At 43.0% G+C, this 23,275-nt stretch carries 23 protein-coding genes and 1 pseudogene; 14 read left to right on the forward strand and 10 right to left on the reverse strand.

Translation table 11 applies throughout. The features are described from left to right. From VLA57_RS00005 to VLA57_RS00060, 12 genes are all read left to right on the forward strand, one after another. Positions 1 to 279: NAD(P)(+) transhydrogenase (Re/Si-specific) subunit beta (locus VLA57_RS00005; protein WP_333953943.1), on the forward strand; the 279-nt coding region annotated here is incomplete at its 5' end. Between the two features lie 520 nt (positions 280 to 799). Then, positions 800 to 2,113 (forward strand): histidinol dehydrogenase, encoded by a 1,314-nt coding sequence (hisD, locus tag VLA57_RS00010; protein ID WP_133104680.1) that lies wholly within the window; start codon positions 800 to 802, stop codon positions 2,111 to 2,113. A 66-nt stretch (positions 2,114 to 2,179) separates the two neighbouring features. After that, positions 2,180 to 2,953 carry an SDR family NAD(P)-dependent oxidoreductase gene (locus tag VLA57_RS00015; protein ID WP_133104679.1) on the forward strand — a complete coding sequence of 258 codons (774 nt, stop codon included), beginning with the start codon at positions 2,180 to 2,182 and terminating at the stop codon, positions 2,951 to 2,953. 130 nt (positions 2,954 to 3,083) lie between these two features. After that, positions 3,084 to 4,133 carry a LacI family DNA-binding transcriptional regulator gene (locus tag VLA57_RS00020; protein ID WP_133104678.1) on the forward strand — a complete coding sequence of 350 codons (1,050 nt, stop codon included), beginning with the start codon at positions 3,084 to 3,086 and terminating at the stop codon, positions 4,131 to 4,133. A gap of 54 nt (positions 4,134 to 4,187) precedes the next feature. Further along, a complete protein-coding gene (locus VLA57_RS00025) occupies positions 4,188 to 4,676 on the forward strand; it encodes a cupin domain-containing protein (RefSeq protein WP_333953945.1) in 489 nt (162 codons plus the stop codon). Continuing rightward, positions 4,634 to 5,167 (forward strand): hypothetical protein, encoded by a 534-nt coding sequence (locus VLA57_RS00030; RefSeq protein ID WP_333953946.1) that lies wholly within the window; start codon positions 4,634 to 4,636, stop codon positions 5,165 to 5,167. The genes VLA57_RS00025 and VLA57_RS00030 overlap by 43 nt, the downstream gene beginning before the upstream one ends. A 74-nt stretch (positions 5,168 to 5,241) precedes the next feature. Continuing rightward, entirely contained in the window at positions 5,242 to 5,952 is a 711-nt protein-coding gene (locus tag VLA57_RS00035) for an alpha/beta fold hydrolase (protein WP_133104677.1), read from the forward strand. A 67-nt stretch (positions 5,953 to 6,019) separates the two neighbouring features. Beyond that, a complete protein-coding gene (locus VLA57_RS00040) occupies positions 6,020 to 6,724 on the forward strand; it encodes an RraA family protein (RefSeq protein ID WP_133104676.1) in 705 nt (234 codons plus the stop codon). Positions 6,725 to 6,787: 63 nt separating this feature from the next. Further along, positions 6,788 to 7,330: an ester cyclase gene (locus tag VLA57_RS00045; protein ID WP_133104675.1), complete on the forward strand. Its 543-nt coding sequence runs from the start codon at positions 6,788 to 6,790 to the stop codon at positions 7,328 to 7,330. Positions 7,331 to 7,492: 162 nt separating this feature from the next. Beyond that, positions 7,493 to 8,551 (forward strand): ester cyclase, encoded by a 1,059-nt coding sequence (locus VLA57_RS00050; protein WP_133104674.1) that lies wholly within the window; start codon positions 7,493 to 7,495, stop codon positions 8,549 to 8,551. 39 nt (positions 8,552 to 8,590) lie between these two features. Continuing rightward, complete coding sequence (locus VLA57_RS00055) at positions 8,591 to 9,538, forward strand: nuclear transport factor 2 family protein (protein ID WP_133104673.1); 948 nt, start codon at positions 8,591 to 8,593, stop codon at positions 9,536 to 9,538. A gap of 324 nt (positions 9,539 to 9,862) precedes the next feature. Further along, on the forward strand, positions 9,863 to 10,270 hold the full coding sequence (locus tag VLA57_RS00060) for an aminotransferase class I/II-fold pyridoxal phosphate-dependent enzyme (protein WP_333953948.1): 408 nt from the start codon (positions 9,863 to 9,865) through the stop codon (positions 10,268 to 10,270). 374 nt (positions 10,271 to 10,644) lie between these two features. Here the strand turns inward: VLA57_RS00060 and VLA57_RS00065 are convergent. Beyond that, a pseudogene (locus VLA57_RS00065) lies at positions 10,645 to 10,761 on the reverse strand (IS1595 family transposase); the annotation flags it as partial. Between the two features lie 539 nt (positions 10,762 to 11,300). Continuing rightward, positions 11,301 to 11,774, reverse strand: a complete 474-nt coding sequence (locus tag VLA57_RS00070) for a hypothetical protein (protein ID WP_133104672.1) — start codon at positions 11,772 to 11,774, stop codon at positions 11,301 to 11,303. Positions 11,775 to 11,997: 223 nt separating this feature from the next. On the opposite strand from VLA57_RS00070, the gene VLA57_RS00075 reads away from it, so the two are divergent. Next, the gene (locus VLA57_RS00075; protein WP_133104671.1) at positions 11,998 to 12,672 is read left to right on the forward strand and encodes a hypothetical protein; all 675 of its coding nucleotides are present in this window, start codon (positions 11,998 to 12,000) and stop codon (positions 12,670 to 12,672) included. 124 nt (positions 12,673 to 12,796) lie between these two features. Here VLA57_RS00075 and VLA57_RS00080 read toward each other — a convergent pair whose 3' ends face one another. From VLA57_RS00080 to VLA57_RS00100, 5 genes are all read right to left on the reverse strand, one after another. Further along, on the reverse strand, positions 12,797 to 13,552 hold the full coding sequence (locus VLA57_RS00080; RefSeq protein WP_333953949.1) for a zinc-dependent peptidase: 756 nt from the start codon (positions 13,550 to 13,552) through the stop codon (positions 12,797 to 12,799). A gap of 96 nt (positions 13,553 to 13,648) precedes the next feature. Continuing rightward, a complete protein-coding gene (rhuM, locus tag VLA57_RS00085) occupies positions 13,649 to 14,659 on the reverse strand; it encodes a RhuM family protein (protein WP_333953950.1) in 1,011 nt (336 codons plus the stop codon). A gap of 85 nt (positions 14,660 to 14,744) precedes the next feature. Further along, positions 14,745 to 15,098: a helix-turn-helix transcriptional regulator gene (locus VLA57_RS00090; RefSeq protein ID WP_333953951.1), complete on the reverse strand. Its 354-nt coding sequence runs from the start codon at positions 15,096 to 15,098 to the stop codon at positions 14,745 to 14,747. 71 nt (positions 15,099 to 15,169) lie between these two features. After that, on the reverse strand, positions 15,170 to 15,373 hold the full coding sequence (locus VLA57_RS00095; protein WP_333953952.1) for a hydantoinase B/oxoprolinase family protein: 204 nt from the start codon (positions 15,371 to 15,373) through the stop codon (positions 15,170 to 15,172). A gap of 361 nt (positions 15,374 to 15,734) precedes the next feature. After that, positions 15,735 to 16,691 (reverse strand): EamA family transporter, encoded by a 957-nt coding sequence (locus tag VLA57_RS00100; RefSeq protein ID WP_133104667.1) that lies wholly within the window; start codon positions 16,689 to 16,691, stop codon positions 15,735 to 15,737. Between the two features lie 183 nt (positions 16,692 to 16,874). Between VLA57_RS00100 and VLA57_RS00105 the strand changes: the two genes are divergently transcribed. Further along, positions 16,875 to 18,287, forward strand: coding sequence for an aminotransferase-like domain-containing protein (locus VLA57_RS00105; RefSeq protein WP_133104666.1), 1,413 nt, complete (start codon positions 16,875 to 16,877; stop codon positions 18,285 to 18,287). Positions 18,288 to 18,297: 10 nt separating this feature from the next. On the opposite strand, the gene VLA57_RS00110 is transcribed toward VLA57_RS00105, so the two are convergent. The 3 genes from VLA57_RS00110 to VLA57_RS00120 form a co-directional block, all read right to left on the reverse strand. Beyond that, complete coding sequence (locus VLA57_RS00110; protein ID WP_133104665.1) at positions 18,298 to 19,542, reverse strand: DUF819 family protein; 1,245 nt, start codon at positions 19,540 to 19,542, stop codon at positions 18,298 to 18,300. A 281-nt stretch (positions 19,543 to 19,823) separates the two neighbouring features. Continuing rightward, positions 19,824 to 21,488 (reverse strand): DEAD/DEAH box helicase, encoded by a 1,665-nt coding sequence (locus VLA57_RS00115; protein WP_333953953.1) that lies wholly within the window; start codon positions 21,486 to 21,488, stop codon positions 19,824 to 19,826. Positions 21,489 to 22,138: 650 nt separating this feature from the next. Continuing rightward, positions 22,139 to 23,218 carry a DUF1176 domain-containing protein gene (locus VLA57_RS00120; RefSeq protein WP_333953954.1) on the reverse strand — a complete coding sequence of 360 codons (1,080 nt, stop codon included), beginning with the start codon at positions 23,216 to 23,218 and terminating at the stop codon, positions 22,139 to 22,141. Positions 23,219 to 23,275 lie beyond the last annotated feature (57 nt).

Below are 23,275 nucleotides of genomic sequence, written 5' to 3' on the forward strand. Positions count from 1 at the left end.
AACTCGGACTTCGCGAGTACGGATGTGGTATTAGTTATCGGTGCCAATGATGTTGTCAACCCATCTGCGAAAGATGATCCGACATCACCAATCTTTGGTATGCCAATTCTAGAAGTGACTAAAGCCCAAACCGTGATGGTTATCAAGCGTTCGATGAGTACAGGTTATGCTGGTCTAGATAACAGCTTGTTCTATATGGACAAAACCATGATGATCTTTGGTGATGCGAAGAAGATGGTCGAAGAGATGGTACGTAGTATCAATGGCGCTGGTCATTAACCTTTAAAATAGGTTTTACACATCATTTTTTAAACAGAAGCTTTCACATAAAAAAGTCACTGAGGTGGCTTTTTTGCGTTTTATGGCATTAATGATGCCAATGAATAATGTGATGCTCGTTCTTAACAAATCTTATATTTTATGTTAAAGAATAATATGACTGCCAAATATTCGTAAATTTAAGCATCAAATGTCTCGCATTAAAGCCCTTTAACGGACGTATAAATACTAATGAATTCGAATTCAAAAAATTGTTGTATTATTGGTCGTATCGCGCTAAGATATATTTATAATCAGTAGGTTTTGACATTAACAATGTTAATTTACTACACTTTATATAAAAGGTCTCATTAGTATTTTTGATTCACCCAAATAAGTATCAGTATAAGGGTTTTAGTAATAAATTCGTATGCAAAATAATTATGATGTTTGAGTGGGTCTGCACCATTAATAACATAATGTAAGAAAGCCAATCTGTTTTATCTATCAAAGAACATGCTAAATAAGCATAAACGAGGACATGGATGTGATTACCTATTTAAAAAAAGGCAAGCCTGAAGCACAACGTAGCCAAGATGATACCAAAGTGCGTCAAGTTGTTGAGAATACACTAGCAGATATCGAAAAGCGTGGTGACACTGCCATACGTGAGCTGTCAGAGAAATTCGACAATTATTCTCCACAAGCATTTCGTTTAAACCAACAAGAGATTGACGAGCTGATTGCGCAAGTGTCGCCTCGTGATTTAGAAGATATTAAATTTGCTCAAGCTCAGGTACGTAATTTTGCCCAAGCTCAGCGTGACTCGATGCAAGACATTGAGATTGAAACCATGCCTGGGGTTATTTTGGGTCATAAAAACATTCCTGTTCAGTCGGCAGGTTGTTATATCCCAGGTGGTAAGTTTCCGATGGTCGCATCAGCGCATATGTCTGTTGCTACAGCATCTGTTGCAGGCGTACCTCGTATTGTTGCTTGTACACCACCGTTTAAAGGCAAGCCGAATCCTGCCGTGATAGCTGCTATGCATCTGGGCGGCGCGCATGAAATTTATGTGTTGGGTGGTATTCAAGCCATTGGAGCAATGGCATTAGGTACAGAAACCATCGAGCCTGTGCATATGCTAGTTGGTCCTGGAAACGCCTTTGTCGCTGAGGCAAAACGTCAGCTGTTTGGTCGTGTAGGTATCGATCTATTTGCAGGACCTACTGAAACAATGGTCATTGCAGATGACACGGTTGATGGCGAGATTTGTGCTACAGATTTGCTGGGTCAAGCAGAGCATGGCTATAACTCACCTGCTGTACTGCTAACGACATCACAGCAACTGGCTGAAGACACTATGAGAGAAATCGAGCGTCTATTGAAAGTATTACCAACGGCTGATACAGCATCAGTAAGTTGGGAAGATTATGGTGAAATAATTGTTTGTGACACCTATGAAGAAATGCTTGAAGTAGCCAATGATTACGCTTCAGAGCATGTGCAAGTGATGACTGATCGAGATGATTGGTTTTTAGAACATATGACTTGTTATGGGGCGTTATTTTTGGGTCCTCGCACCAATGTTTCTAACGGTGATAAAGTCATCGGTACTAATCATACTTTACCCACCAAAAAAGCAGGGCGCTATACAGGTGGATTGTGGGTAGGAAAGTATTTGAAAACACATTCATACCAAAAAATCACCACGGATGAGGCTGCTGCCAAAATTGGAAGTTATGGGTCGCGCTTGTGCATGTTAGAGGGTTTTGTCGGTCATGCTGAACAGTGTAATGTGCGTGTACGTCGTTATGGTCATCAAGAAGTGCCTTATGGTGCAGCTGCTGACTAAGCCAGCATTATTATTCAATTATATCTATTTGATATCAAATATTTAAATTAGAGAAGATAAAGACTTATGCGATTACCAACAACACCCTCATTTAATCTGATAGGAAAGCGTGCATTAGTGACTGGAGCCTCATCTGGTATTGGATTAGGGTGTGCTGTTGCATTGGCTGAAGCTGGTGCAGACGTGACATTAGCTGCACGCTCCTCTGATAAGTTGCAAGCGGTAGTGAAGCTAATGACAGATAAAGGTTTGAAAGCCAACGCCTTAAAACTAGATGTGACCGATGTCGCTTCTGTTCGTCATTTATTTGAAAACCTCTCTAATGCAGATGCTTTTGATATTGTGGTCAATAGTGCAGGTATGGCCAAACATACGCCTGCACTAGAGACTGAGCCTGATGATTTTGATGATGTGAATGATATTAATCTACGTGCCTCTTATTTTTTAATGCAAGCGGCTGCAAAAAAACTCATTCATGCCAATAAAGTCGGCAGCCTTATCAATGTCTCCTCACAAATGGGACATGTCGGCGGACCAGATCGTGCCGTGTACTGTGCAACTAAGCATGCTGTTGAGGGTTATACCAAGGCCATGGCAATAGAGTGGGGTAAGCATGGTATTCGCATTAATACCATCTGTCCAACATTTGTAAGAACAGCCTTAAGTGCAGCAACGTTTGCTGACGCTGAAAAAAGCCAATGGATTATGAGTAAAATTCATTTAGGCAGAGTGGCTGAAGTAGAGGATATTATGGGAGCAACGGTGTTTTTGGCATCAAATGCTGCCGCCATGATAACAGGCACTTCATTGTTAATAGATGGTGGATGGACCGCAGAATAGCTAATGCTAGATATTGAGTTCTCAGCGGTTTTGACACTAAGTGTTTTTGATTTATTAGCTTAGGTATAATAATTATCAGAACACCCTATCAACACCAATGGCTAAGAGCTGAGCTATAAAAGGTTATGAGATGACAAATAAAAATTCTGATATCACAAATGTTATAAAAAACCAACGTGTCACAGCAGATCAAGTTGCTGAAGCAGCAGGGGTCAGTCAATCTGCGGTATCTCGGGTTTATACCCCAGGTGCCAGCGTATCGCAAAAAACTAAGGACAAAGTAAAAAAAGCTGCTAAAGAATTAGGCTACCGCCCCAACATGCTAGCACGCTCACTAATCACTGGGCAAAGTCGTTTAATTGGTTTGGTAGTGGCGCACTTAGAAAATCTATTTTACGCAGATGTGATCGAAAAGCTCTCTCATGCATTGCAGTCGCAAGGTTATCATTTACTGATTTTTATGGCAATGAATGACAAAGACTCTACGCTTAAGGTAGTAGATGAGCTGTTGGATTATCAAGTGGACGGTATTATCACAGCGTCTCTGAGTTTATCTAGCGATTTGACGGACCGTTGTCATACAGAGAACATTCCTGTGGTTATGCTCAATCGTTTGCAAGATGATGATCGACTCTCTGGTGTGAGCTCTGATAACTTCGTCGGTGGTCGTAAAGTAGCAGAGTTTTTTGTTAAAGGTAACCATAAAAGAATAGCTCATATTTCAGGTTGGACAGGCTCTTCTACACAGCGAGACCGTGAAGCGGGCTTTATTCTAGGGTTGCAAGAGTCTGGTCAAAAGCTATTTGCCAAAGCGATTGGTAATTACGATCGTGAAACGGCAAAGCAGGCCACGATAGAGTTATTTGCTAATAAAACTGAAACAAGTCGCCCAGATGCTGTATTTGTTGCCAATGATTTTATGGCTTTTGCTGTCATGGACACCTTACGTTACGAGTTGGGTCTTAAAGTGCCAGAAGATGTATCTGTCGTTGGATACGATGATGTTGCGGTAGCATCTTGGAAATCTTATAGCTTAACGACCGTCAGTCAACCGGCTCAGCGTATGGCAGATGAGGTGGTATCTACTTTATTAGAGAAAATAGCCAACCCTGATTCTCCACCGAGACGTATTTCTATAGATGGCCCATTGATTATCCGTAACTCGGCAAAAAAACCATAAATGCTTCTGATTGAAAAAGCTGTTTGGAATACAAATTAAAATAGGAAGAAATTAATGGAAGGTATCAGCAGATTTGAGATGGAAAAACGTATCGTGCGTTATGGAGATTTGCAGCCTTGCCGCACCGCATTTATTGATGCACATACGCCAGGGTCAAATCATAAAGAAAACTTCACTATCATTGGTGGTGGTGTGTCAGAAAGCCCAGACCAGCACGTACATATTCAAGATACCCCGGGTTTTAACATTGGTGCTGCAGGGCAACCACCACATTGTAAAAACAGCTTACATCTACACACCACGGCCGAAGTCTTTTTTGTATTAAGCGGTCGTTGGCGCTTTTTTTGGGGCCTTCATGGTACAGCGGGAGAGGTGATTTGCGAAGCAGGGGATATTTTTAATATTCCAACAGGTATTTTTCGTGGCTTTGAAAATATCGGTGACGACTACGGCATGATTATGTCGATACTGGGTGGTGACGATGCAGGTGGCGGTGTGACTTGGGCGCCGAAGTTATTGAAGAAGCTAAGGCTCATGGTCTGATTTTGGGCAATGATGGTCGACTGTATGACAGCAAAAAAGGGGAGAGCCTACCTGAAGGTATTGAGCCAATGACGCAACTTACAAAAGAAGCGCTTAAAGAGTATCCAGAAGTGCCAACCTCAGCAATCGTCCCTCATTATTGGGACATGATGGCACTGGCCAAAGAAGCACCTTGCCAAGTGATAGGTGAACATGCCTTGATCAAAGATAAGCCGGGGTTTTCGGTGGAGTTTTTGACACGCGGCTCAATCAGTGAAGCATCTTATCAGACGGATTGTCACGAAATCCTGATGGTAAAAACAGGGCATTGGACATTTAAATGGCTAGATGATACTGGTGAAGAATCTCAGACGAGCATAGCACCAGGGGATGTAGTGGCTGTACCGCCTAATCTGACACATCGTATTTACCCTTCTATGTCTGGTGAGGCTGCCTTGTTTAGAGTAAAAAACACTGCCGAAGCGGCAGGGGCGACTTGGGTACAAAGTTAACCATCCACAGTGAATAGTAGTGTGATTAAGGTTATTACCTTAGGTTTTGAGGCGTACTGTTTAGGAATATAAAAATGATACCTTTGGTTCTTATCCCCGGCATGATGTGTGATGCAAGATTGTACCAGCCTCAAATATCAGCTTTTTCACATAGAGTGCCGATTCATACTGTACCGGTTTCAACTCACAGCAATATGCAGGATTTGGCAAAAGACATTCTAGATAATGCACCACCAGTCTTTGCGCTGGCAGGATTGTCCATGGGCGGTATTATTGCCATGGAAGTGTTACGTCAAGCGCCCAATCGCATTGCCAAACTTGCGCTACTTGACACAAATCCAAGAGCAGAAGCAGAAGAAGTGAAGAGTAATCGCCATGTATTAATGGCCAATGTGCAACAAAATGGATTGGCTGAGGTGATAGCGAATACTATCCCTAAGTATTTCTCACCGACAGAAAGTCTATCAACTCAGAGAAATTTAGAAATAATTGAGCTTTGCAACGCCATGTCTCAGTCATCTGGTGTAGCCGCTTATATTAACCAAAGCATGGCTTTACGTGATAGACAAGATCAGCAAGAAACTTTAAAGAAACTTGCTGCCAATGTCCCTACTTTGATTTTGTGCGGTGAGGATGATCAACTTTGTCCTGTTGAACGTCATACATTGATGAAATCTTTGATGCCACATGCAGATTTACACATCATTAAAGATGCGGGGCATCTACCGACATTGCAAGCGCCAGAGCAAACCAACCTTGCCTTAGAGAGCTGGTTGTTTACTTAAGTAATGACACACCCTAGAGAAGAATTCGCTTGTCGCTCAAATCATACGGAAATGAAAGGAGATATCTATGAATAATACGTTACTTAAACTACTGCAATCTGTGGATACGCCAACGGTCTGTAATGCCATTGAAGTGGCTCAGGGTAAACGAGGTTTCAATAGTTTTACACGTGGAAATATGTTGTCATCTGACCCTGGTTCAAGACCGATTGTCGGTTATGCCGTGACCGCAAAAATTAGCGCGTTGGTAGAGCCCACAGAACCAAAAGAGGTGATCCGCGCCAGACGTATGGATTATTATCGTGCCATGTCAGAGGGTGCCAAAGGTGTTATGCCTTCAGTTGCAGTGGTTGAAGATGTCGATTATCCAAATTGCATTGGCGCATACTGGGGCGAAATAAACACAACAATACATAAGGCATTTGGGATGAATGGGGCATTAACAAATGGCGTAATGCGTGATTTGGGTGACATGGCAGAAGACTTTCCAGTCATTGCCCCTTCTGTCGGCCCTAGTCATGGGTTTGTCCATATTAAAGAGGTTAATACCACAGTCGATATTATGGGCATGACGGTTGAGGTAGGTGATTTAATACATGCTGACCGTCATGGCGCCGTCGTCATTCCTAAAAATATAACCGATAAATTGGAAGCAGCTATTCAGAAGTTATTAAATAGCGAGAAAATTATCCTAACACCAGCAAAACAAGAAGGCTTTGACTTTGCAGCTTTTGAGAAAGCGTGGCAAGCGTTCGAAGAATCAAGAGTTTAATTTTTGTCTTCATCAATGCTTAAAAAATAACCTTTACCTTTTAATTTAATAGAGAGAAATATTATGACAACCTTAAAACGTCCAGAGCAAGGCATCTTAACCAAAGATAATGATCTCAGTAAAACAGATGAAACTATAGGAGTGATTGATGCCATGGTTGATGGCTTAAATGATCATGATATTGACAATATGGGTCGATTTTTTGCCGAAACTTTTCGCTGGATGGGTAATGCAGGATGTGGTTACAAAGAAGGCTTAACAGAGTTTCAAAATGGTTGGCAGCGTCCGTTTCAGCAAGCATTCTCTGAAAAAGTTTGTATTGATGAAGCAAGACTAACCCAAGGTGAATGGTGTGCAGCATTTGGTCGTCAAGAAGCCATCCACAGTGGCGAATTCATGGGTATAAAGCCTACTGGCAAGAAAGTTATTATTCGTTATATGGACTTTTGGAAAGTAGCAGATGGCAAAATCGAGGATAACTATGTCATGGTCGATTTCCCTTCTATTATGATGCAGCTAGGTGTTGACCCTTTTAATGGTCATGGTTGGGAAAAGTTTGACACCAAATCAGGTGATTTGGCCCATACACCTACTATCATGGAATAGAGTTTTAACCTAAGACCTAAGACCTAAGACCTAAGGTATAAGTCACGACCAATCAAAGCCATAACCATATCTACTATTGTCGGTGTGGTTGTGATGAGTTAACTGAAAGCTTGTGAGATTTTTAATCGATTCAAATCTAAAAAATACAGCAAGGGATAGCACATGAATAACCAGATAATAGAACAGCAAAATAAACATCAAATTGAGCGGTTCAATCAAGCGCTATACAATTATGATAGTGAAAAAGTAAAGTCTCTAATCGATGAGCTCTTTACGGAATCTGCTGTCATTCAATTGGCTTATCCCTTAGAAACTCTGCAAAACCGTGATGCTTTATTTACTGAAGCGTTTGAGCCATTACAACAAGCCATTCCAGATCTAGAGCGCCGAACCTTTATTGTCATGGCTGGCAATAGTGGTAGCAGTATGACCAGCAATAAAAATAGCAATACTGACTGGGTCGGGTGTGCTGGCTACTATACAGGTACGTTCATGGAAAGCTGGCTTGATATTCCTCCCACAGGACATCAGGTTACCATGCGTTTTCATGAGTTTTACCGCTTTGAAAACGGCAAGATTGTTGAGATGCAAGCGCTTTGGGACATACCAGAAGTGATGCATCAAGCAGATGCATGGCCAATGGTAAAAAGCCTTGGGCGTGAAGGTATCACCTCAGCACCAGCTACCCTTGATGGCAACCTAGTGGGACAAGAGTACTCTGTTAAACACAATCAGCGTAGCGGGCAGTTAGTGCTCGATATGTTAAATGGTTTGGGCAAGTTTTCGACTGGCGGTGTCTCAGCCATGAATTTAGAAAAGTATTGGCATTCTCGTTGCACTTGGTACGGACCTTCTGGTATTGGTACTTGCCGAGGTATTACGGGGTTTCGCAACTGGCATCAAATCCCATTTTTAAATGCTCTGCCAAATCGTCAAACTATTGAAGAAAACGGGTATTTTTTTGCTGAAGGAGATTATGTCGCTTTCACGGCTTGGCCTGGCATGTCGATGACCGTCTCTCACGGTGGCTGGCTTGGTATTGCACCTGCCGGACAACAAATAACGCTTCGTAGCCTAGACTTTTGGCGTTGTGAGGATAGCTTAATTCGTGAGAACTGGGTGCTGGTAGATATTTTACATGCCTATAAACAAGTTGGCATAGATGTCCTCGCTCGCATGCGCGAATTTAATAAGGCACGTTACCGTCAGTTTGATAAATAAAACAAATCTACTAACATTTACTTTAAAAAAGAGCAATTTATGAAAGGATTCGACGAAAAGTTTAACGATTTTCCCGATTATATCTTAAAAATTACTAATGAGATTTGGGAAAACCGTGGATTACACACACTACATGACTATTATGCTCCAGATATTGTGGTTAGGACGCCATTAGGTATAGACTTCGGAAATCAAGGCGTGATAAATGCGACCATGAATGTGTTAGCAGAGTTCCCTAATCGCACCTTGCTGGGTGAAGATGTCATTTGGAGCGGTACGCCAGAGACTGGCATGCTGTCTTCACACCGTATCATCACTACGGCTACACATATTAAAACGGGTCAAAATCTTCGTTTTCGAGTCATTGCTGATTGCCATGCGAAGAACAATCAGATTGATGATGAATGGTTGATAAGAGATCAAGGAGCCATTGCTCGACAAATGGGTCAAACGCCTAAAGAACGTGCGCAAGAAGTGATTGAAATGCAAGAGCAAAGTGGTATTGTCAAACCACCATTTACCCCAAATATCGATCAAGATGGCCCTTATTTAGGCCGTGGTAACGACAATGAATGGGGTGAGAAGTATGCTGATATTTTAACTCGTTTAATGAATGCAGAGTTTGCTTTGATCCCACATGAGTACGACCGTTGTTGTTTAGGCGAATACCCAGGTGGTGTCTCAGGTATATCACATGGTGAGGTTGATGCTTTTTGGCTAGGGTTGCGTTCTTCCTTTCCAAGTGCTGAGTTTAAGATTCACCACCAGATTGGTCGGGAAGACAAGTTAATGTCACCTCGTGCAGCGATTAGATGGTCATTAACTGGCAAGCATGAAGGCTATGGACACTTTGGACAACCCACTGGTGCAGAGGTACATGTCATGGGCGCCTGCCATGCTGAGTTTGGACCCTGGGGACTACGCCGCGAATATGTGATGTATGATGAAGTAGCGATTTGGCAACAGATATTATTGGCTGCAAAATAATTTAGGTGCTTAAAAAATGTATCGATCAATGCTTTCTACCCTAAGCTATCAAACCCAGTATTAACTAAATAAAAATTGATTACCCGATCATAATGGCTAGTCATACCAAAAAGGATTTTATACTATGAAAGCGCTCGTCAAAAGCGAAGCAAAACCTGGCTTCTGGCTGAAAGATGTTCCTGAACCAAACGTTGGTATCAATGCATCCTGATGTACAGAAAGCAGCGCGGTAGGACCTGGACGAATGGAGCTTCAGTGCGCTTCATCTGCGGCACTCAGACACAGCATAATACCTTCGAACACAGGTTCAGCGATTTCCTCGGCATGGAAGACACCACAGGCTTTATCAGTGAACAGGGCAGGGGAACGCATGAATACCGTGGATATATAGATAGAGTCGACATCACCACGGGTACTTTGGGCAAGGCGCTTGGTGGAGCAAGCGGTGGCTACACGAGCGGCCGTCGAGAAATAGTGGAACTGCTCAGGCAGCGCTCGCGCCCCTACCTGTTTTCCAACAGTGTTGCACCTCCGGTAGTCGCTAGTGCCCTCAAGGCGCTTGATCTGGTCATGGACTCAAGTGACTTGCGCCACCAACTTCGAGAGAACACCGCAAGATTTACGCAGGGACTGGAAGAACTGGGCTTTGAGCTGCTACCTGGAGAGCATCCGATTGTTCCGGTGATGTTGCACGATGCCGCACGCGCGGCGCGCTTCGCGGAGGCATTATAGAAAGAAGGAGTATATGTGGTCGCATTTTCCTTCCCTGTCGTGCCGAAAGGCCAAGCTCGTATTCGGACGCAAATGAGTGCGGCGTCGACAGCGGAAGATATCGATACGGCGATTGCTGCGTTTGGCAGGGTCAAGGCTGAGCTGATCGACTGATCAAACCCAGTATTAATAACTTCACCTAAGTAAAATATTAGATAATGAAGGCTTGCTAGAACTTTACTATGTATGATTCTAGCAAGTGTTTTTTAACTGTTAGGGTCTAAACTGAGAAACTTATGAGCTGCCACTTAAAGGGGCTAATGTGAAATACTAAAAAGGGCCACAGCGTACTTTGCAAATGAGAAACATTAAAAAATAGTTTAGTAGACTGTTTTTTCTTTTAAAGACAAGTGATAGTTCTTCTTGCCGATTCCATTATATCTTATAAACACACGTTTATATAATCTCCAAAATTTTTCAATGCCGTTGATAGAGTTGCCATTCCGAGCAAAATCTATAAGATGTTCGAAGCAATCTATCGATAGTCGATTTATTTGAACGGCATCAAGCGTTATTTCCAGATTGATACAGTAGGCTTTATAGCAGGCAAGTGAGTTAGAAAAACCTCCATTATGGTTTAACATCTTACTAGATAATGAGTAGAACGAGTTCATTAAATGGATTGACTAGCGACATGGTTTAATACGTTAAGCTCGATTACAAATACAACAGGATCAGTGATAGCTCTGTACATTAACTCCTTAAGACAGCTCAGCTAGTAACTGTATTAGTGGTGATGAAGATGACTTTCTGAATAGTTAGTACGTATGAGAATTAATCAATCATCAACCAATCTTGATAAAGATTAATCATATAATTATAATTTCATGAACTTATTATACGGTAGCTCTAGTTTAACATAATATACATTATGCGAAAACAAACCAACGGCTTTATAATTTGGGCGCATCATATTTTGTATAATGCTATTTGCTAATCATCCCATTGATTTCTATCAGCGGTTATTAAATGTCGATATATTAGTTTCTAATTAAAGACAGTTTTTAAGCAAATGCGCTCGTAAAGATGTTCCATCCTCATCTAAGATTACATCCGCCACTTGGCACGCAGAATTATCACAGGACAATTCATAATAAACATCATGGCCATGCGCTAAGCTGACTTGAACCAAGCCTCTGGTCGTCACTGAAAATTGCTTGTCTTGTGCATAATCAGGATCTTGAGAATTCCATAATATATCATAACCCACATGACAGGATGTTTGCGCTTTAGCAAAGTAATCTTGCTCACGCTGCATGGCAGCCTTTAGATCCGGATTGGCATATTGTTGCAATACCACTGGGTTATCCATTCCTTCATTATTCACATCCTGCTGGTACATCTTAGCGACAGTATCAATTTTCATGGCAAAAGCTGTCTGTAATGGCTGCGTTAGATTAGCAGTAGCCGTGATAGCAGAAAACCCTATTGCGAGCATCATTATAGAAAATATCATTTTTTGCATGGCACCCTCCATGAAATATGACGTTTTAAGTGTTATATTCATTAAATCATATATAAACTACTACTTTACTGCTTAATTGTGTCTATCGAGTTTATTAAAAATACTGTTTACACAGCACCATTATAAACTTTGATGCGTTATTAGTACTATTGACTGGTAAATATACATTGGATCTAATATGTGTTTTGGAATGACTTAAATAAGCTACGATAAGGATATTGTTATGATGCCATCTACTCGTTCTAATATTTTTCAGTCTTATCTTTATAAGCTATCAACCGCGGCGGGTTTTGGTTTAGTGCTAGCAAGCACAGGGTGCCAATCTTCTGCTGAATCCAACGCCAGCACTCCAAATCAATCAACTGGCAACCCATCTGTACCTATAGTCTCAGATATGAGCCAGCAAACGCTCAAACAGCAAGCACTGCGTATCCAGCGCGCTCTTGCCAATAATGATTTTTCTAGAATCACAGATGATATTCACCCAACTCGTGGCGTACGTTTTTCGATGTATGCTTACGTAAGGACTGATACGGATAAAGTCTTTAGCCGCGAGCAGTATGCTCAGTATCTACAACAATCGAAAATTCGTTTTACTTGGGGCGAAAAAGACGGTACTGGCGAGGCATTGGTGGTACCACTACCAGAATATCTAAGAACTTGGATTGATGCTAAAAAATATAATAATGCGCGTATAACTATCAACGAGTTTGAATCTCGAGGCAATATGATTAATAACGTCAATGAGGCTTATCCAAAATCGGATGTGGTAGATTTTCATTATAAAGGGACAGCTGAATATGATGGTATGGACTGGCGTGGTATGCGCTTAGTGTTTGATGACTATCAAGGGAAACGCTACTTGATTGGTATCGTCAGCGATAGATGGACAGTGTAATAAAAAGATTAAGTGTTTGATTCATTAGAGGTATTTTATGATATTAGGGCAATGCATCGTTTATGATGCATCGCCCTTTTTTTACTTTAACTATTATATATTTACTTTTTGATATACGTAAATCTTACGGTCTTGGCTTAAGTGGCGTTTGGCGAAAAAACTTCACCATTATCTCGTAAATATCAGGATAAGCATCAATCAGCTTTTGCGGCGTCTCAAAAAACACTTCACTCAGTACCGCAAAAAATTCCGCAGGATTGGTCGCGCCATAGCGATCGAGACCTGATTTATGATGACTTTGAAAATCTTCAAAGTCGCGGCTCATAATTTCAGTCCAGCGCGCAGGATCCATATCCGCTTGCAGCGGCGGAAAGCCATTAGCGCGACCATTTAGCATATCAAGTTTATGCACAAACTCATGAATGACAACGTTGTGACCATCACGCTCGCCTGAGTGTTTGGCATCCTTCCACGACAGAATGACGGGACCACGCAGCCACGCTTCGCCGCTACGGTGCTGACTGCCCTCATGGACAACCCCCAACTCATCCACGGTGGTGGTTTCGCTTTTGTAAGAACCCGGATAAATAATAATGACCGACCAGCCAGCGTACCACTCAAGGCTTAGGTTTAAAATAGGCAGGCAAGCTTGTAAGGCGATAGATTGCTTGACCGCATCGGTAATCTCAAAACCCTGCGCGCCAGTAATCGACTTATCCGCCAAAAACAACGTCGCTAGCTCAAACAAACGGGTCATCTCGTCCTCGTTCAATCTATCGAGTATCACAATCCGCTTGGCCGCTTGCATCCAGTCACTACGGGTAAACTCGCTGTTGTCCAATATGCGCTGCTCGCGCCAGTCTTTTATCATGCTAAACATATTGAATTTCCTTTAATTTCGTCGTTAGACTGTGCTTTTTATTATTGGCGTTATGTGTTTTAAGGGGTTAAATGGTGTTGACAATAAGCCTATTTATCAAGATTCTAACGACAGCATATTCATAATTAGTTTAATCAAGGTTTCTTTTTGGTTGGGGTTAGACTCGGCAACCAACAAGGTTAATGCGGCAAGCCCAGTGTTATTAATAACCATGTCACCTTTATCATTGAGCAGTCGATTATTCCGATGCAGAAAATCTACAAACAAAAAAGCGCCGCTGCGTTTATTGCCATCGGTAAAAGGATGATTTTTGACCATAAAGTACAGTAAATGCGCCGCTTTACTCTCGATGGTCGGGTATGCAGGCTCGCCAAACACCGTCTGCTCTAAATTACCCAGTACACTGTCCAAACCATCACCGCGAGGCTTAGCAAATAGCTCAGTCGCCTCACCTCTATCTATCAGCTGTGCTTTTAAATCCGTTAGCGCTGCCATCGCCTCAGTCGGACTGGGTAAGATACCTCCATCCTCCCCTGAAGGATTATCAAGCAAACCTTCATCATAGCGCTGTAACCATAAGAATGTCTGTGTATAACGGCTGATAATCTCAACCAAGCCGCGGCCTTCATCGGTTTTCAGCTCAGGACTTTTCGCGGTTTTTCTAATTAAGTTTAATGCTTGTTGTAGCTCGCTTGAGTTTTTATCAAAGCGCTCTTGATTGAGCGTATAGCCTTGGACTAAGTATTCACGTAAGCGCTGGGTTGCCCATATACGGAACTGAGTGCCTTTTTTGGAATTAACCCGATAACCCACAGAAATAATAGCATCTAAATTGTAAAAGCGAATATTACGTCGAACCTGCCGATTTCCCTCTTGACGAACTACCGAGGATTGCTCGGTAGTTGCTTCTGGGTCTAACTCACCTTCTTTATAAATATTCTTTAGATGCAATCCTATGGTATCAGAGTCTTTTTCAAACAGCGTAGCCAATTGGGCTTGTGAGAGCCATAGAGTATCGTGCTCTAAACGTATTTCTATCTGCGCCTGTCCATCAGCGCTTTCATAAATCTCTACTTTTGCTGTTTTATCATTCGTAGCATCAGTCATCTTGGTTTTTCCTTAACTTAATATACGCGCTTATGCTCAATTCATAAATCATACAGCGACTGCATGACAGAGTACATAACAATGACTATCCTGTGCTTGCGCTTGTGCTTGGAGTATCTCGCGGCGTATAACCGAAATGCTGCTTATAAATGCGTGAAAAGTAGCCTTGGTCGCTATAACCGACCCTATGCGCCACTTCATCGATGGTTACGTAACTTTTGGTTTTTAAAATATGATTGGCCTGCTTTAAGCGCAATTCTTTTACCCATTCCGAAAAACTATAGGGCAACTCAGCAAACAGTTTATGCAAGTATCTGACCGATATATGACAAGCAGCAGCGACCATTGCTGGGGTTAAAGCGGGGTTTTCTAGGTGCAAATAGACGTAATGCTCGATGCGCTTTAGATGCACCGACTGTATGGACGAGCTGGTGCTCATCATCACCTCTTTCGGAGCGCTCAATGCCAATACAATAAGGTTAAGCAGCTGCTGTTCTAGGATTTTAACCTTCAATGAATGGCAATATCTTGCCCTTGCAAAATCATCTCAGGCAAATGATCAAACAGCGCATTACTATAGTCATGGGCTAAGTTAAAGACACTCGAACGGGCGGTTTTTTCTAAGGTGGTTGTCATCTCACGCTGCGCCGTTTCTAGGGCACCACGTACGACAGACAAGGTAATAGGATCTATAGAGGGGTGAGCGTTGCTCATGAAAGACTCCTTGTCGAGAAATTTGGGTCAGAAGAAGCGCATTTATACAGAAAAAATAAAAGAATATACCGGTCTATATGACCATTTATCCTTACCCTTCAGCGCGCGCTTTATTTGGCTTATCATCTATCCTAATAATCAAGCTTTTTCACTATAGCGAGGTTTTGGCAAAATAGATTGACTGTGCGTGCAGAGTTTTTGAATGTGAGTGTACACTGTATCAATAAGTAGCCTGTTTTCATCTTTATCATAGTGGGATATAAAGCGTTCAGAATAAAAAAAGAGCAATGCCTCATATGTGATGCACTGCTCTTTTTGTCTATTCTTACTAACCCTATAGGAAGCTATAAGTTATTTACTACTATGCATGAGCAGATATCCTGCCTAGGCCCATCTTCACATTTGCCAATATCAATCCAGATAAGATGAGCATCATCGCTAGCATCTTCCACCACGTCACCACCTCTCCTGTGAACAGCACTGAGGTCGCCATACCGAATATGGGCACCAGTAGAGCAAAGGGCATAACCTTGGAGGCGATATTTTGACTAAGCAAATGCGCCCATAGTCCAAAGCCGATCAGGGTTGAGACATAGACGATAAATCCAAGCGATAACCAAGATTGGAAGGATGCCTCAGTAAATGTGGCGAGATGCCATGCTTCGGTTTCGAATAGTAGAGAAGATAACGTCAAAATCACACAGGCGATCAGACCGCCCCATACCACTAGTGATAGCGCAGACAGTGCCGATGTCTTATTTGAAGCTTTGTTGTTTCTATTGCTATTGACAGGCAAGGCAGTAGAAATATTACTAGCGCTTTGCTGTGTTGAGGCTTGTTTTGAAGCAATATTGCCAAAGCTCCAACCTATGGCTGCAATCAATATGCAGATAAAGCCAACCAAGGGCATATCACCACCAAGGTTAAGCGCAATGACACCCAAACCTAGTACACCGACCAGCATACCGATAATCTGCATGCGACTCACAGACTCACCTAATATGATATACGCCAGCAAGACGGTAATAAAAATTTGAACTTGCAACAACAGCGCCGTCAACCATGCCGATGCACCCAAATGCATGGCGGTGAATACAAAGGCATACTGCATAACAAACGTACCAATAGCATAGATAAATAGCGTACGGTTGAATTTGGGCGGTTTAAGGAACAAAACCAACGGCACAGCAGTAAAGAAAAAACGTAGCGCGGTTAACATCAGTGGCGGAAAGCTTTCGAGCGCCCATGCAATAAAGGTAAAGTTTACACCCCAAATAAAGGCAACCAATACAGCTAGAGCGACGTGTAGAAGGGTCATAGGCTTTATCCTAGAATAGCTATTATTAGTTCTGAGTTGTTATTAATGTTTGAATCTTAAGAATCAACTATAGTTTAAATGCCCATAACAGACCCGATACAGTTTTACTAATGGCGAACAAAGTGTATAGTTACTCTTAACGTTACAATTAATCATGACATTGAAGAGATAAGCACATTCATTATGGTCGAAACCTATACGCTCAATCCAAATTTAACCAAGACTGCCGCCGTCGCTGAATGGTTACAGCAGCGTATTGACTGGCAGATTTACCTGCCCAATCAGCGTGTGCCCTCGGTGCGAAAGTTAGCGAAACTATTAAATATATCAAGCTTTACGGTGGTACAAGCTTATGAGCAATTGGTAGCTACCAGTGTGCTAATCGCTAAGCCCAGCTCGGGCTATTATGTCAATACGCAAGCAAAAGTAGTTCAGCCAAATAATGATAAAAGAGTGGTCGTTAAGCAACCAGTAATAGATACGCGCTGGCTGGTGCAGCAAGTCTTTAGTGATATCCCGCATAATCGCTCGCCAGGGGTGGGAACATTACCAAGAGACTGGGTACGTAATGATAAGATGGAATGGGCCATACGGCAGGTCACCCAGCAAGCCGATAGCTTTATCTATGATTATGGCAATGTTCACGGCTATCTGCCGCTACGTCAGCAGCTGGTTCAACACCTGCATACGCTAGGCATGCAAACTAATGCCGACCATGTGATTACTACAGCAGGAGTGTCGCAAGCCGTGAACATGGTTGCGCGGCTTCTTACTCAAGCTGGGGATACGGTAGTCGTTGATGGGCCGGGCTGGTATTGGCTATCGAGCTGCCTGCAACAACAGGGCTTAAACGTCGTCTCTGTAGAACGCGACCATCAAGGGCCTAATATCGAGCACATGCAAAAACTGTTTGCCACGTATCGCCCTAAGTTATACCTGACTAATAGCGTGCTGCACAACCCAACATCCTATAATCTGCATCCTGCCCGCGCGCACCAAGTACTCAATCTTGTTCATGAGTATAATGCTTATATTTTTGAGGACGATTTATACGCCGCATTTGTACCGGGTGGTCAAGTGCTGCGTTATGCCAGCCTTGATCAGTTTGAAAGGGTTTTTTATGCGACTGGGTTTTCAAAGTCAATGGCTTCAGGCTGGCGCGTCGGCATGTTGGTCTGTCCTGATAATTATATCGATGATGTATTACGTATGAAAACCTTAAGCAATTCAAACACGCCAGAATTTGGTGAACGAGTTTGTCATCATTTATGGACGCATGGTGAGTATCGCCGGCAGATTAAAAAAGTGCAGCAGCATTTATATAGCGCTCATGAAAGAATGCGCCAAGCATTACCAAAGATAGGACTTATCTATCCTGAGCATACACAAGCAGGTCTCTTTGTTTGGGTAGACACGGGGCAAGATACGAGCCAGCTGGCACTAGATGCCTACAAAGAAGGCTGGCTGGTCGCACCGGGGCAATTGTTTTATCCAGATGCGAGCGCCTCAACCCATCTGCGACTCAATGTATCAACAACAAGCGATGAGTTTTTGAGTTGGTTGGGTGATTATTTGGATAAAAGCTGTCAATACTGATAAAACTCTATCACCCCACCACCAGCCGCATCATCTGCGTACTGATATAACCGCCAAAAGTACCCACGGCATAGCCTAAAATACCCAAAAACACCCCCACTGGCGCTAGTGACGGGTGAAATGCCGTGGCAACAATGGGTGCCGATGACGCGCCGCCAGTATTGGCATTGGAGCCGACCGCCAAAAAGAAAAACGGTGCACGGATGATTCTGGCAAAAATAAATATTAATATCACATGGATGCTCATCCAAAGCAAACCAATTAGTAGCAGTCGCCACTGCGAAACGATACCCGCAAGATTAATTTGCATACCGATAGCGGCAATCAATATGAAGATAAAGACGGTACCAATTTTTGAAGCACCAACATGATCAAGTCTGCGTATTTTGGTAAAGGAGAAAATCACCCCTATTAAGGTGATAATCACCACCATCCAAAAGAATGAGCTGGCAAAGCTATACTGTACCGCCCAACTGTAAGGGGCAAAGAAGCCTGCTATTTGCCCGCCTACGAAATGCGCCACCCCAACCATGGCGAAACACAAACCAAACATCACCATCAAGTCATTTAAAGTTGCTGGACGAGCATTGTCACGCTCATAGCTCTCAACGGCTTTGACGACCTTATCAATGCTACTGCTATCCGCCCGTAAAAACTTGTCAATCTTCTCACTGTGTTTTGCCATGACTAAGATGGCCAGTAACCACAGTGAAGCATTGGTAGTATCAACCAATATCATCATCCCAAACAGATCATCACTGACGCCAAACAGCTCCTTCATCGCTGCTTGGTTTGCCGCGCCGCCGATCCAACTACCAGCAACCGCTGAAAAGCCGCGCCATAGCGTGTCATCGGTAAACATCTCAGGCGACACCCATTTAGCGATACCTAAGCTAATAGGACCACTAATGACAATAGCGATACTGGCGGCAAAGAACATAGCAATCGCTTTCCAGCCCAACCCCAATATCTTCGGTACATCCATCGACAAGGTCATTAACAGCAAACTGGCTGGCAACAGATAAGTGGCGGTAAAACCATAAATCTGCGAGCCAATACCGTCAGCGAAGACACCTAGACTATTTAGCGTCGCAGGTATAAAACAGCACAGTACGATACCCGGTAGCACCGCATAAAACCGTTGCCAAAACTTACCAGGCAATGCTTGGGTATAAAATACCAAACCAATAATCGCCATAATGATGCCAAACGCTAATGGCAAGCTTTCAATAGCTAAGTGAGAAATATCCGGCATCAACTGGCTCCACAGCACACGATGAATAAAAGTTTGTCAGTATAGACAAGGCAAAAAAAACGCGCAAGTAGCTATCGAGTACAAAGCTTAATTTTAAAAGCTTTGAATAAGCCAGAGTTTTTAAATACCTGCATATACTTGAGTCATATCTCTACGTGGTGGTTAATATCAAACTATTGGGCACAAAAAAGCCAGATAACAAGTATCTGGCTTTTTTTGCAATATCTTTAGACGATTAAGATATGATTATCAAAAATCATTAATCGTTTAAAATAAAGCTATTACGAGTTGTTACCACGGTTGCCGCCAGTTGGACGACCTTGACCACGGCTGTCTGAACGACCAGCTGGGCGACCTTGGCTGCCACTTGGACGACCACGACCCGTTGCAGCACGCTCACCGCGTGGAACGCCAGTGCTATCGCCACGACTAGGAGCACCAGTACGCTTGCCTTGATACGGCTTGCCACCTGAACGCTCATTTGGTTTGCCAGATGCGTCACGTGGCTTACCTTGATAACCGCTGTCATTGCTTGCGCGTTGACCAGTCGGTGCGCTGTCACTTGAGCGACCACGAGCATTAGCAGGGTTACCTTGATAGCCACCACCCGCGCGACCACGACCTTGACCATTACCGCCGCCACTTGAGCGTCCGCGACCACGGCCACGACCATTACCTTTGTTTTCGCTAGGTACATAAGTCTTCTTAGGCTCCATGCCTTCAATGATACATACTTCCATTTTGCGATCTAAATAACGGTTGATCGCGTTTAGCTGTGGACGGTCATCCATGCTACATAAGCTGATAGCGATACCAGTACGACCAGCACGACCACAACGACCGATACGATGGACGTAATCTTCAGTTTGGCGCGGTAAGTCATAGTTGATTACGTGCGAGATTGCTGGGATGTCTAGACCACGAGCAGCAACGTCAGTCGCTACTAGGATTTTGACTTTACCATTACGCAAATCTTGAACAATACGGTTACGCTTGCTTTGTGGCAAGTCACCATGTAGGAAGCTGGCTTTATGACCCGCTTCTTGTAGCTGTTTGGCCAGTTTTTCAGTGCTACGTTTGGTAGCAGCAAAGATAATGATTTGTTCCATATCTTGCTGGCAAACGATTTTATCAAGTAAACGGTTTTTATGATCAAAATCATCACAGTAGTACACTTTTTCTTCGATGTGTGCAGATTCTACTTTGATTGAGACACGCTCAGGGTTCTTAGTGAAGCTGGCGGCAATTTTACCTACTGGGCCATCCCAAGTTGCAGAACACATGATTGTTTGGCGATCCGTTGGTGCTGCACGTAGGATATCACTGATGTCATCAGCAAAACCCATGTCTAGCATACGGTCAGCTTCATCAAGTACCAAGATTTCTAGGCTTGATAGGTCAACGCGACCAGCATTGATATGGTCAAGTAGACGACCAGGGGTTGCAACGATAACTTGAACGCCTTTCTTCAGAGCAGTGATCTGACCATTATATGGTGCGCCGCCAACTAGTGGTACACAGAACAGGCCGCGCATGTCTTTAGAATAGGTGCGTACGCTGTCATGTACTTGCTGAGCAAGTTCACGCGTTGGCGTTAGAATAAGTGCTTTGGTTAGTTTGTCAAAGCTAGTAGCGCGGCTTAAACGATCAAGTACTGGGATAACGAATGCTGCAGTTTTACCACTACCAGTTTGCGCTGACAATAGAAGGTCACGACCTGCTAGAGCAAAAGGAATCGCTTGTGCTTGGATAGGCGTTGGGTTGGTATAACCACTGCGATCAAGTGCAGTTAGAATAGGCTTAGCGATGCCAAGATCAGTAAAAGTAACTTGGTTTTCGTCAGAAGCGTCAGTAGTAGCCGCTTGAGTATTTGTGTCAGTGTTTGGGGTGTCAGTGCTTTCGATGATACCGTTTTCAGCGGCAATTGCAGATAAGATGTCAGTCATGAGTATCCTTGGTAAGTATAAGCTGCTGTAAATTCAGCAAACTTGATGCATACCACTGATAACCGTTCACCACGCTACCCATATAATCTGATTATCAAAATAATGATAATTACATGCCAAACCCATAAGGTTTGTCAAAATTATATAAAGGCGTTCGTGCTGTCTGACGTATTTTGGTGGTAGTGCCGAGTGTCTCATCTTTGTCTGCTAAAAACTCGATATCAATGCTTATTCCAAAGCAGATAAAGGTAAATAACAACCAATCTAGCCCCTACAAGGGTCCGTAGATAAGATATGAGTCAAAAATAATAGGATTATTTAAGTACACAAAATCATCGGCAACAATTACTTTCGGTCATCCTAGACCCAAAATCGCAGGCGATGTTATCAATCTCATAATTCACATTAGACTATGCTAACGTGGCGACGCAGTATAACACAACAAAATCGTAATCAGTAGCTGTTTTTACGATTATTGTAGAAAACGGCTATAATACAAGAGTTGGTGCGCTATACATAATTAATAATATAGGTATTTTTACATTAAATATTTTTATCATGCGCGCTGCATTTACGCTAAAGAATATCGAATAAATGATCATTACCGCTTTAAAAGAAAAGCAAGCAATGAGGCATTGTAGACATTGATATTAACGTGATAGTTTCACATCAGTGACGTATAGGGGCATCTGCCAAGCACCGCCCGCTTCAATCATACGGCACAGACCAGTGCTACTCTCATGACTTTTCTCAAAATCCTTACCCGTCCATAACCATTCGGTTTTAGAGATACAGTCGCCAAGACCCCGACCTTTTTGGACAGAAGTGATCTGACCCTTGTCGTAATCGGTAGCGTTGTTTGTGATCAGCTTTGGCTCGTATGGTTTGGTATCATTGATTACCCAGACACCCTTACCTGCATTATAAGCACCTGTCCAGCAATTATGCTGTACCAACAGCTGCTTGCTGTTTAGGCGATTGACGTTCCATGACGATTTGTCATATAGGCTTGGGCAATCGCTACTGATATCTTTTATGGTGCCTTTCATCAGATCTGATAACTGAGATGAGCGCATGACGAATTTTTTCTTATTACCAGAGGTGGCTTTTGGATTGGGCATCACCATCCGTATCTCTGGTATTGACGTAGGCGATAAAACACTACTGTTAGATTTGCTTGCGCCCTCTGTACGAACAAAAGCACTGGCTGTGCCCACTCGACCTTGTGCTTCATCCGCTTTTAGCATGACCGCACTCGCCCCTTTATCGGACAAGCGCCAACGCGTATTACGGATAACCAGCTCTATTTTGCTTGATTTGGTCAGTGCCTCTAACAGCGCTGTGACTTGCAGTGAAGTGAGCTCAGCATAACCAGCAGCACCTGAAAAAGGCTTGGCTTCGCCATAATCTCTATCATTAATAAATAAAGATATCCGGTGACGGTTACCCAACTGCATCAAGGCTTTGGCAGAATTTTCTCTTGCACCGCCAAGCTTTACCCGAGCATCAACCGTGGCATTGGCACCTGCACGGCGTATTAACAATAAAGACACTGGCAATTCGATATCATTGTCTGCTTGATAACCCGCCAGTCGGCAAGTACGTGTATTGTCACAGACCACTTGCCAATCTTGGCTGGTAAAATCTATAGGCGTACCAGCACTAGCTGCGGCGCTGTATAACGCGGTACTGATAGCAGTAAGGATGGGTAATAAAATTCTTTTTGACATGGTTTTTGTTATCTTTTTTGTTTTTTTAGACGGCGCTTTGATATGAGAATTGTTTGA

The sequence above is a fragment of the Psychrobacter sp. S4(2024) genome (assembly GCF_036861305.1).
Classification (GTDB): domain Bacteria; phylum Pseudomonadota; class Gammaproteobacteria; order Pseudomonadales; family Moraxellaceae; genus Psychrobacter; species Psychrobacter cryohalolentis.

Coding starts and splice junctions, on each gene's coding strand:
- VLA57_RS00105 (WP_133104666.1), top strand. CDS start 16,875: ATGGTCGAAACCTATACGCTCAATCCAAATTTAACCAAGACTGCCGCC.
- VLA57_RS00060 (WP_333953948.1), top strand. CDS start 9,863: ATGGAAGACACCACAGGCTTTATCAGTGAACAGGGCAGGGGAACGCAT.
- VLA57_RS00020 (WP_133104678.1), top strand. CDS start 3,084: ATGACAAATAAAAATTCTGATATCACAAATGTTATAAAAAACCAACGT.
- VLA57_RS00045 (WP_133104675.1), top strand. CDS start 6,788: ATGACAACCTTAAAACGTCCAGAGCAAGGCATCTTAACCAAAGATAAT.
- VLA57_RS00080 (WP_333953949.1), bottom strand. CDS start 13,552: ATGTTTAGCATGATAAAAGACTGGCGCGAGCAGCGCATATTGGACAAC.
- VLA57_RS00100 (WP_133104667.1), bottom strand. CDS start 16,691: ATGACCCTTCTACACGTCGCTCTAGCTGTATTGGTTGCCTTTATTTGG.
- VLA57_RS00035 (WP_133104677.1), top strand. CDS start 5,242: ATGATACCTTTGGTTCTTATCCCCGGCATGATGTGTGATGCAAGATTG.
- VLA57_RS00025 (WP_333953945.1), top strand. CDS start 4,188: ATGGAAGGTATCAGCAGATTTGAGATGGAAAAACGTATCGTGCGTTAT.
- VLA57_RS00040 (WP_133104676.1), top strand. CDS start 6,020: ATGAATAATACGTTACTTAAACTACTGCAATCTGTGGATACGCCAACG.
- VLA57_RS00115 (WP_333953953.1), bottom strand. CDS start 21,488: ATGACTGACATCTTATCTGCAATTGCCGCTGAAAACGGTATCATCGAA.
- VLA57_RS00050 (WP_133104674.1), top strand. CDS start 7,493: ATGAATAACCAGATAATAGAACAGCAAAATAAACATCAAATTGAGCGG.
- rhuM (WP_333953950.1), bottom strand. CDS start 14,659: ATGACTGATGCTACGAATGATAAAACAGCAAAAGTAGAGATTTATGAA.
- VLA57_RS00095 (WP_333953952.1), bottom strand. CDS start 15,373: ATGAGCAACGCTCACCCCTCTATAGATCCTATTACCTTGTCTGTCGTA.
- VLA57_RS00015 (WP_133104679.1), top strand. CDS start 2,180: ATGCGATTACCAACAACACCCTCATTTAATCTGATAGGAAAGCGTGCA.
- VLA57_RS00110 (WP_133104665.1), bottom strand. CDS start 19,542: ATGCCGGATATTTCTCACTTAGCTATTGAAAGCTTGCCATTAGCGTTT.
- VLA57_RS00120 (WP_333953954.1), bottom strand. CDS start 23,218: ATGTCAAAAAGAATTTTATTACCCATCCTTACTGCTATCAGTACCGCG.
- VLA57_RS00075 (WP_133104671.1), top strand. CDS start 11,998: ATGATGCCATCTACTCGTTCTAATATTTTTCAGTCTTATCTTTATAAG.
- VLA57_RS00055 (WP_133104673.1), top strand. CDS start 8,591: ATGAAAGGATTCGACGAAAAGTTTAACGATTTTCCCGATTATATCTTA.
- VLA57_RS00070 (WP_133104672.1), bottom strand. CDS start 11,774: ATGCAAAAAATGATATTTTCTATAATGATGCTCGCAATAGGGTTTTCT.
- hisD (WP_133104680.1), top strand. CDS start 800: ATGGATGTGATTACCTATTTAAAAAAAGGCAAGCCTGAAGCACAACGT.
- VLA57_RS00090 (WP_333953951.1), bottom strand. CDS start 15,098: ATGAGCACCAGCTCGTCCATACAGTCGGTGCATCTAAAGCGCATCGAG.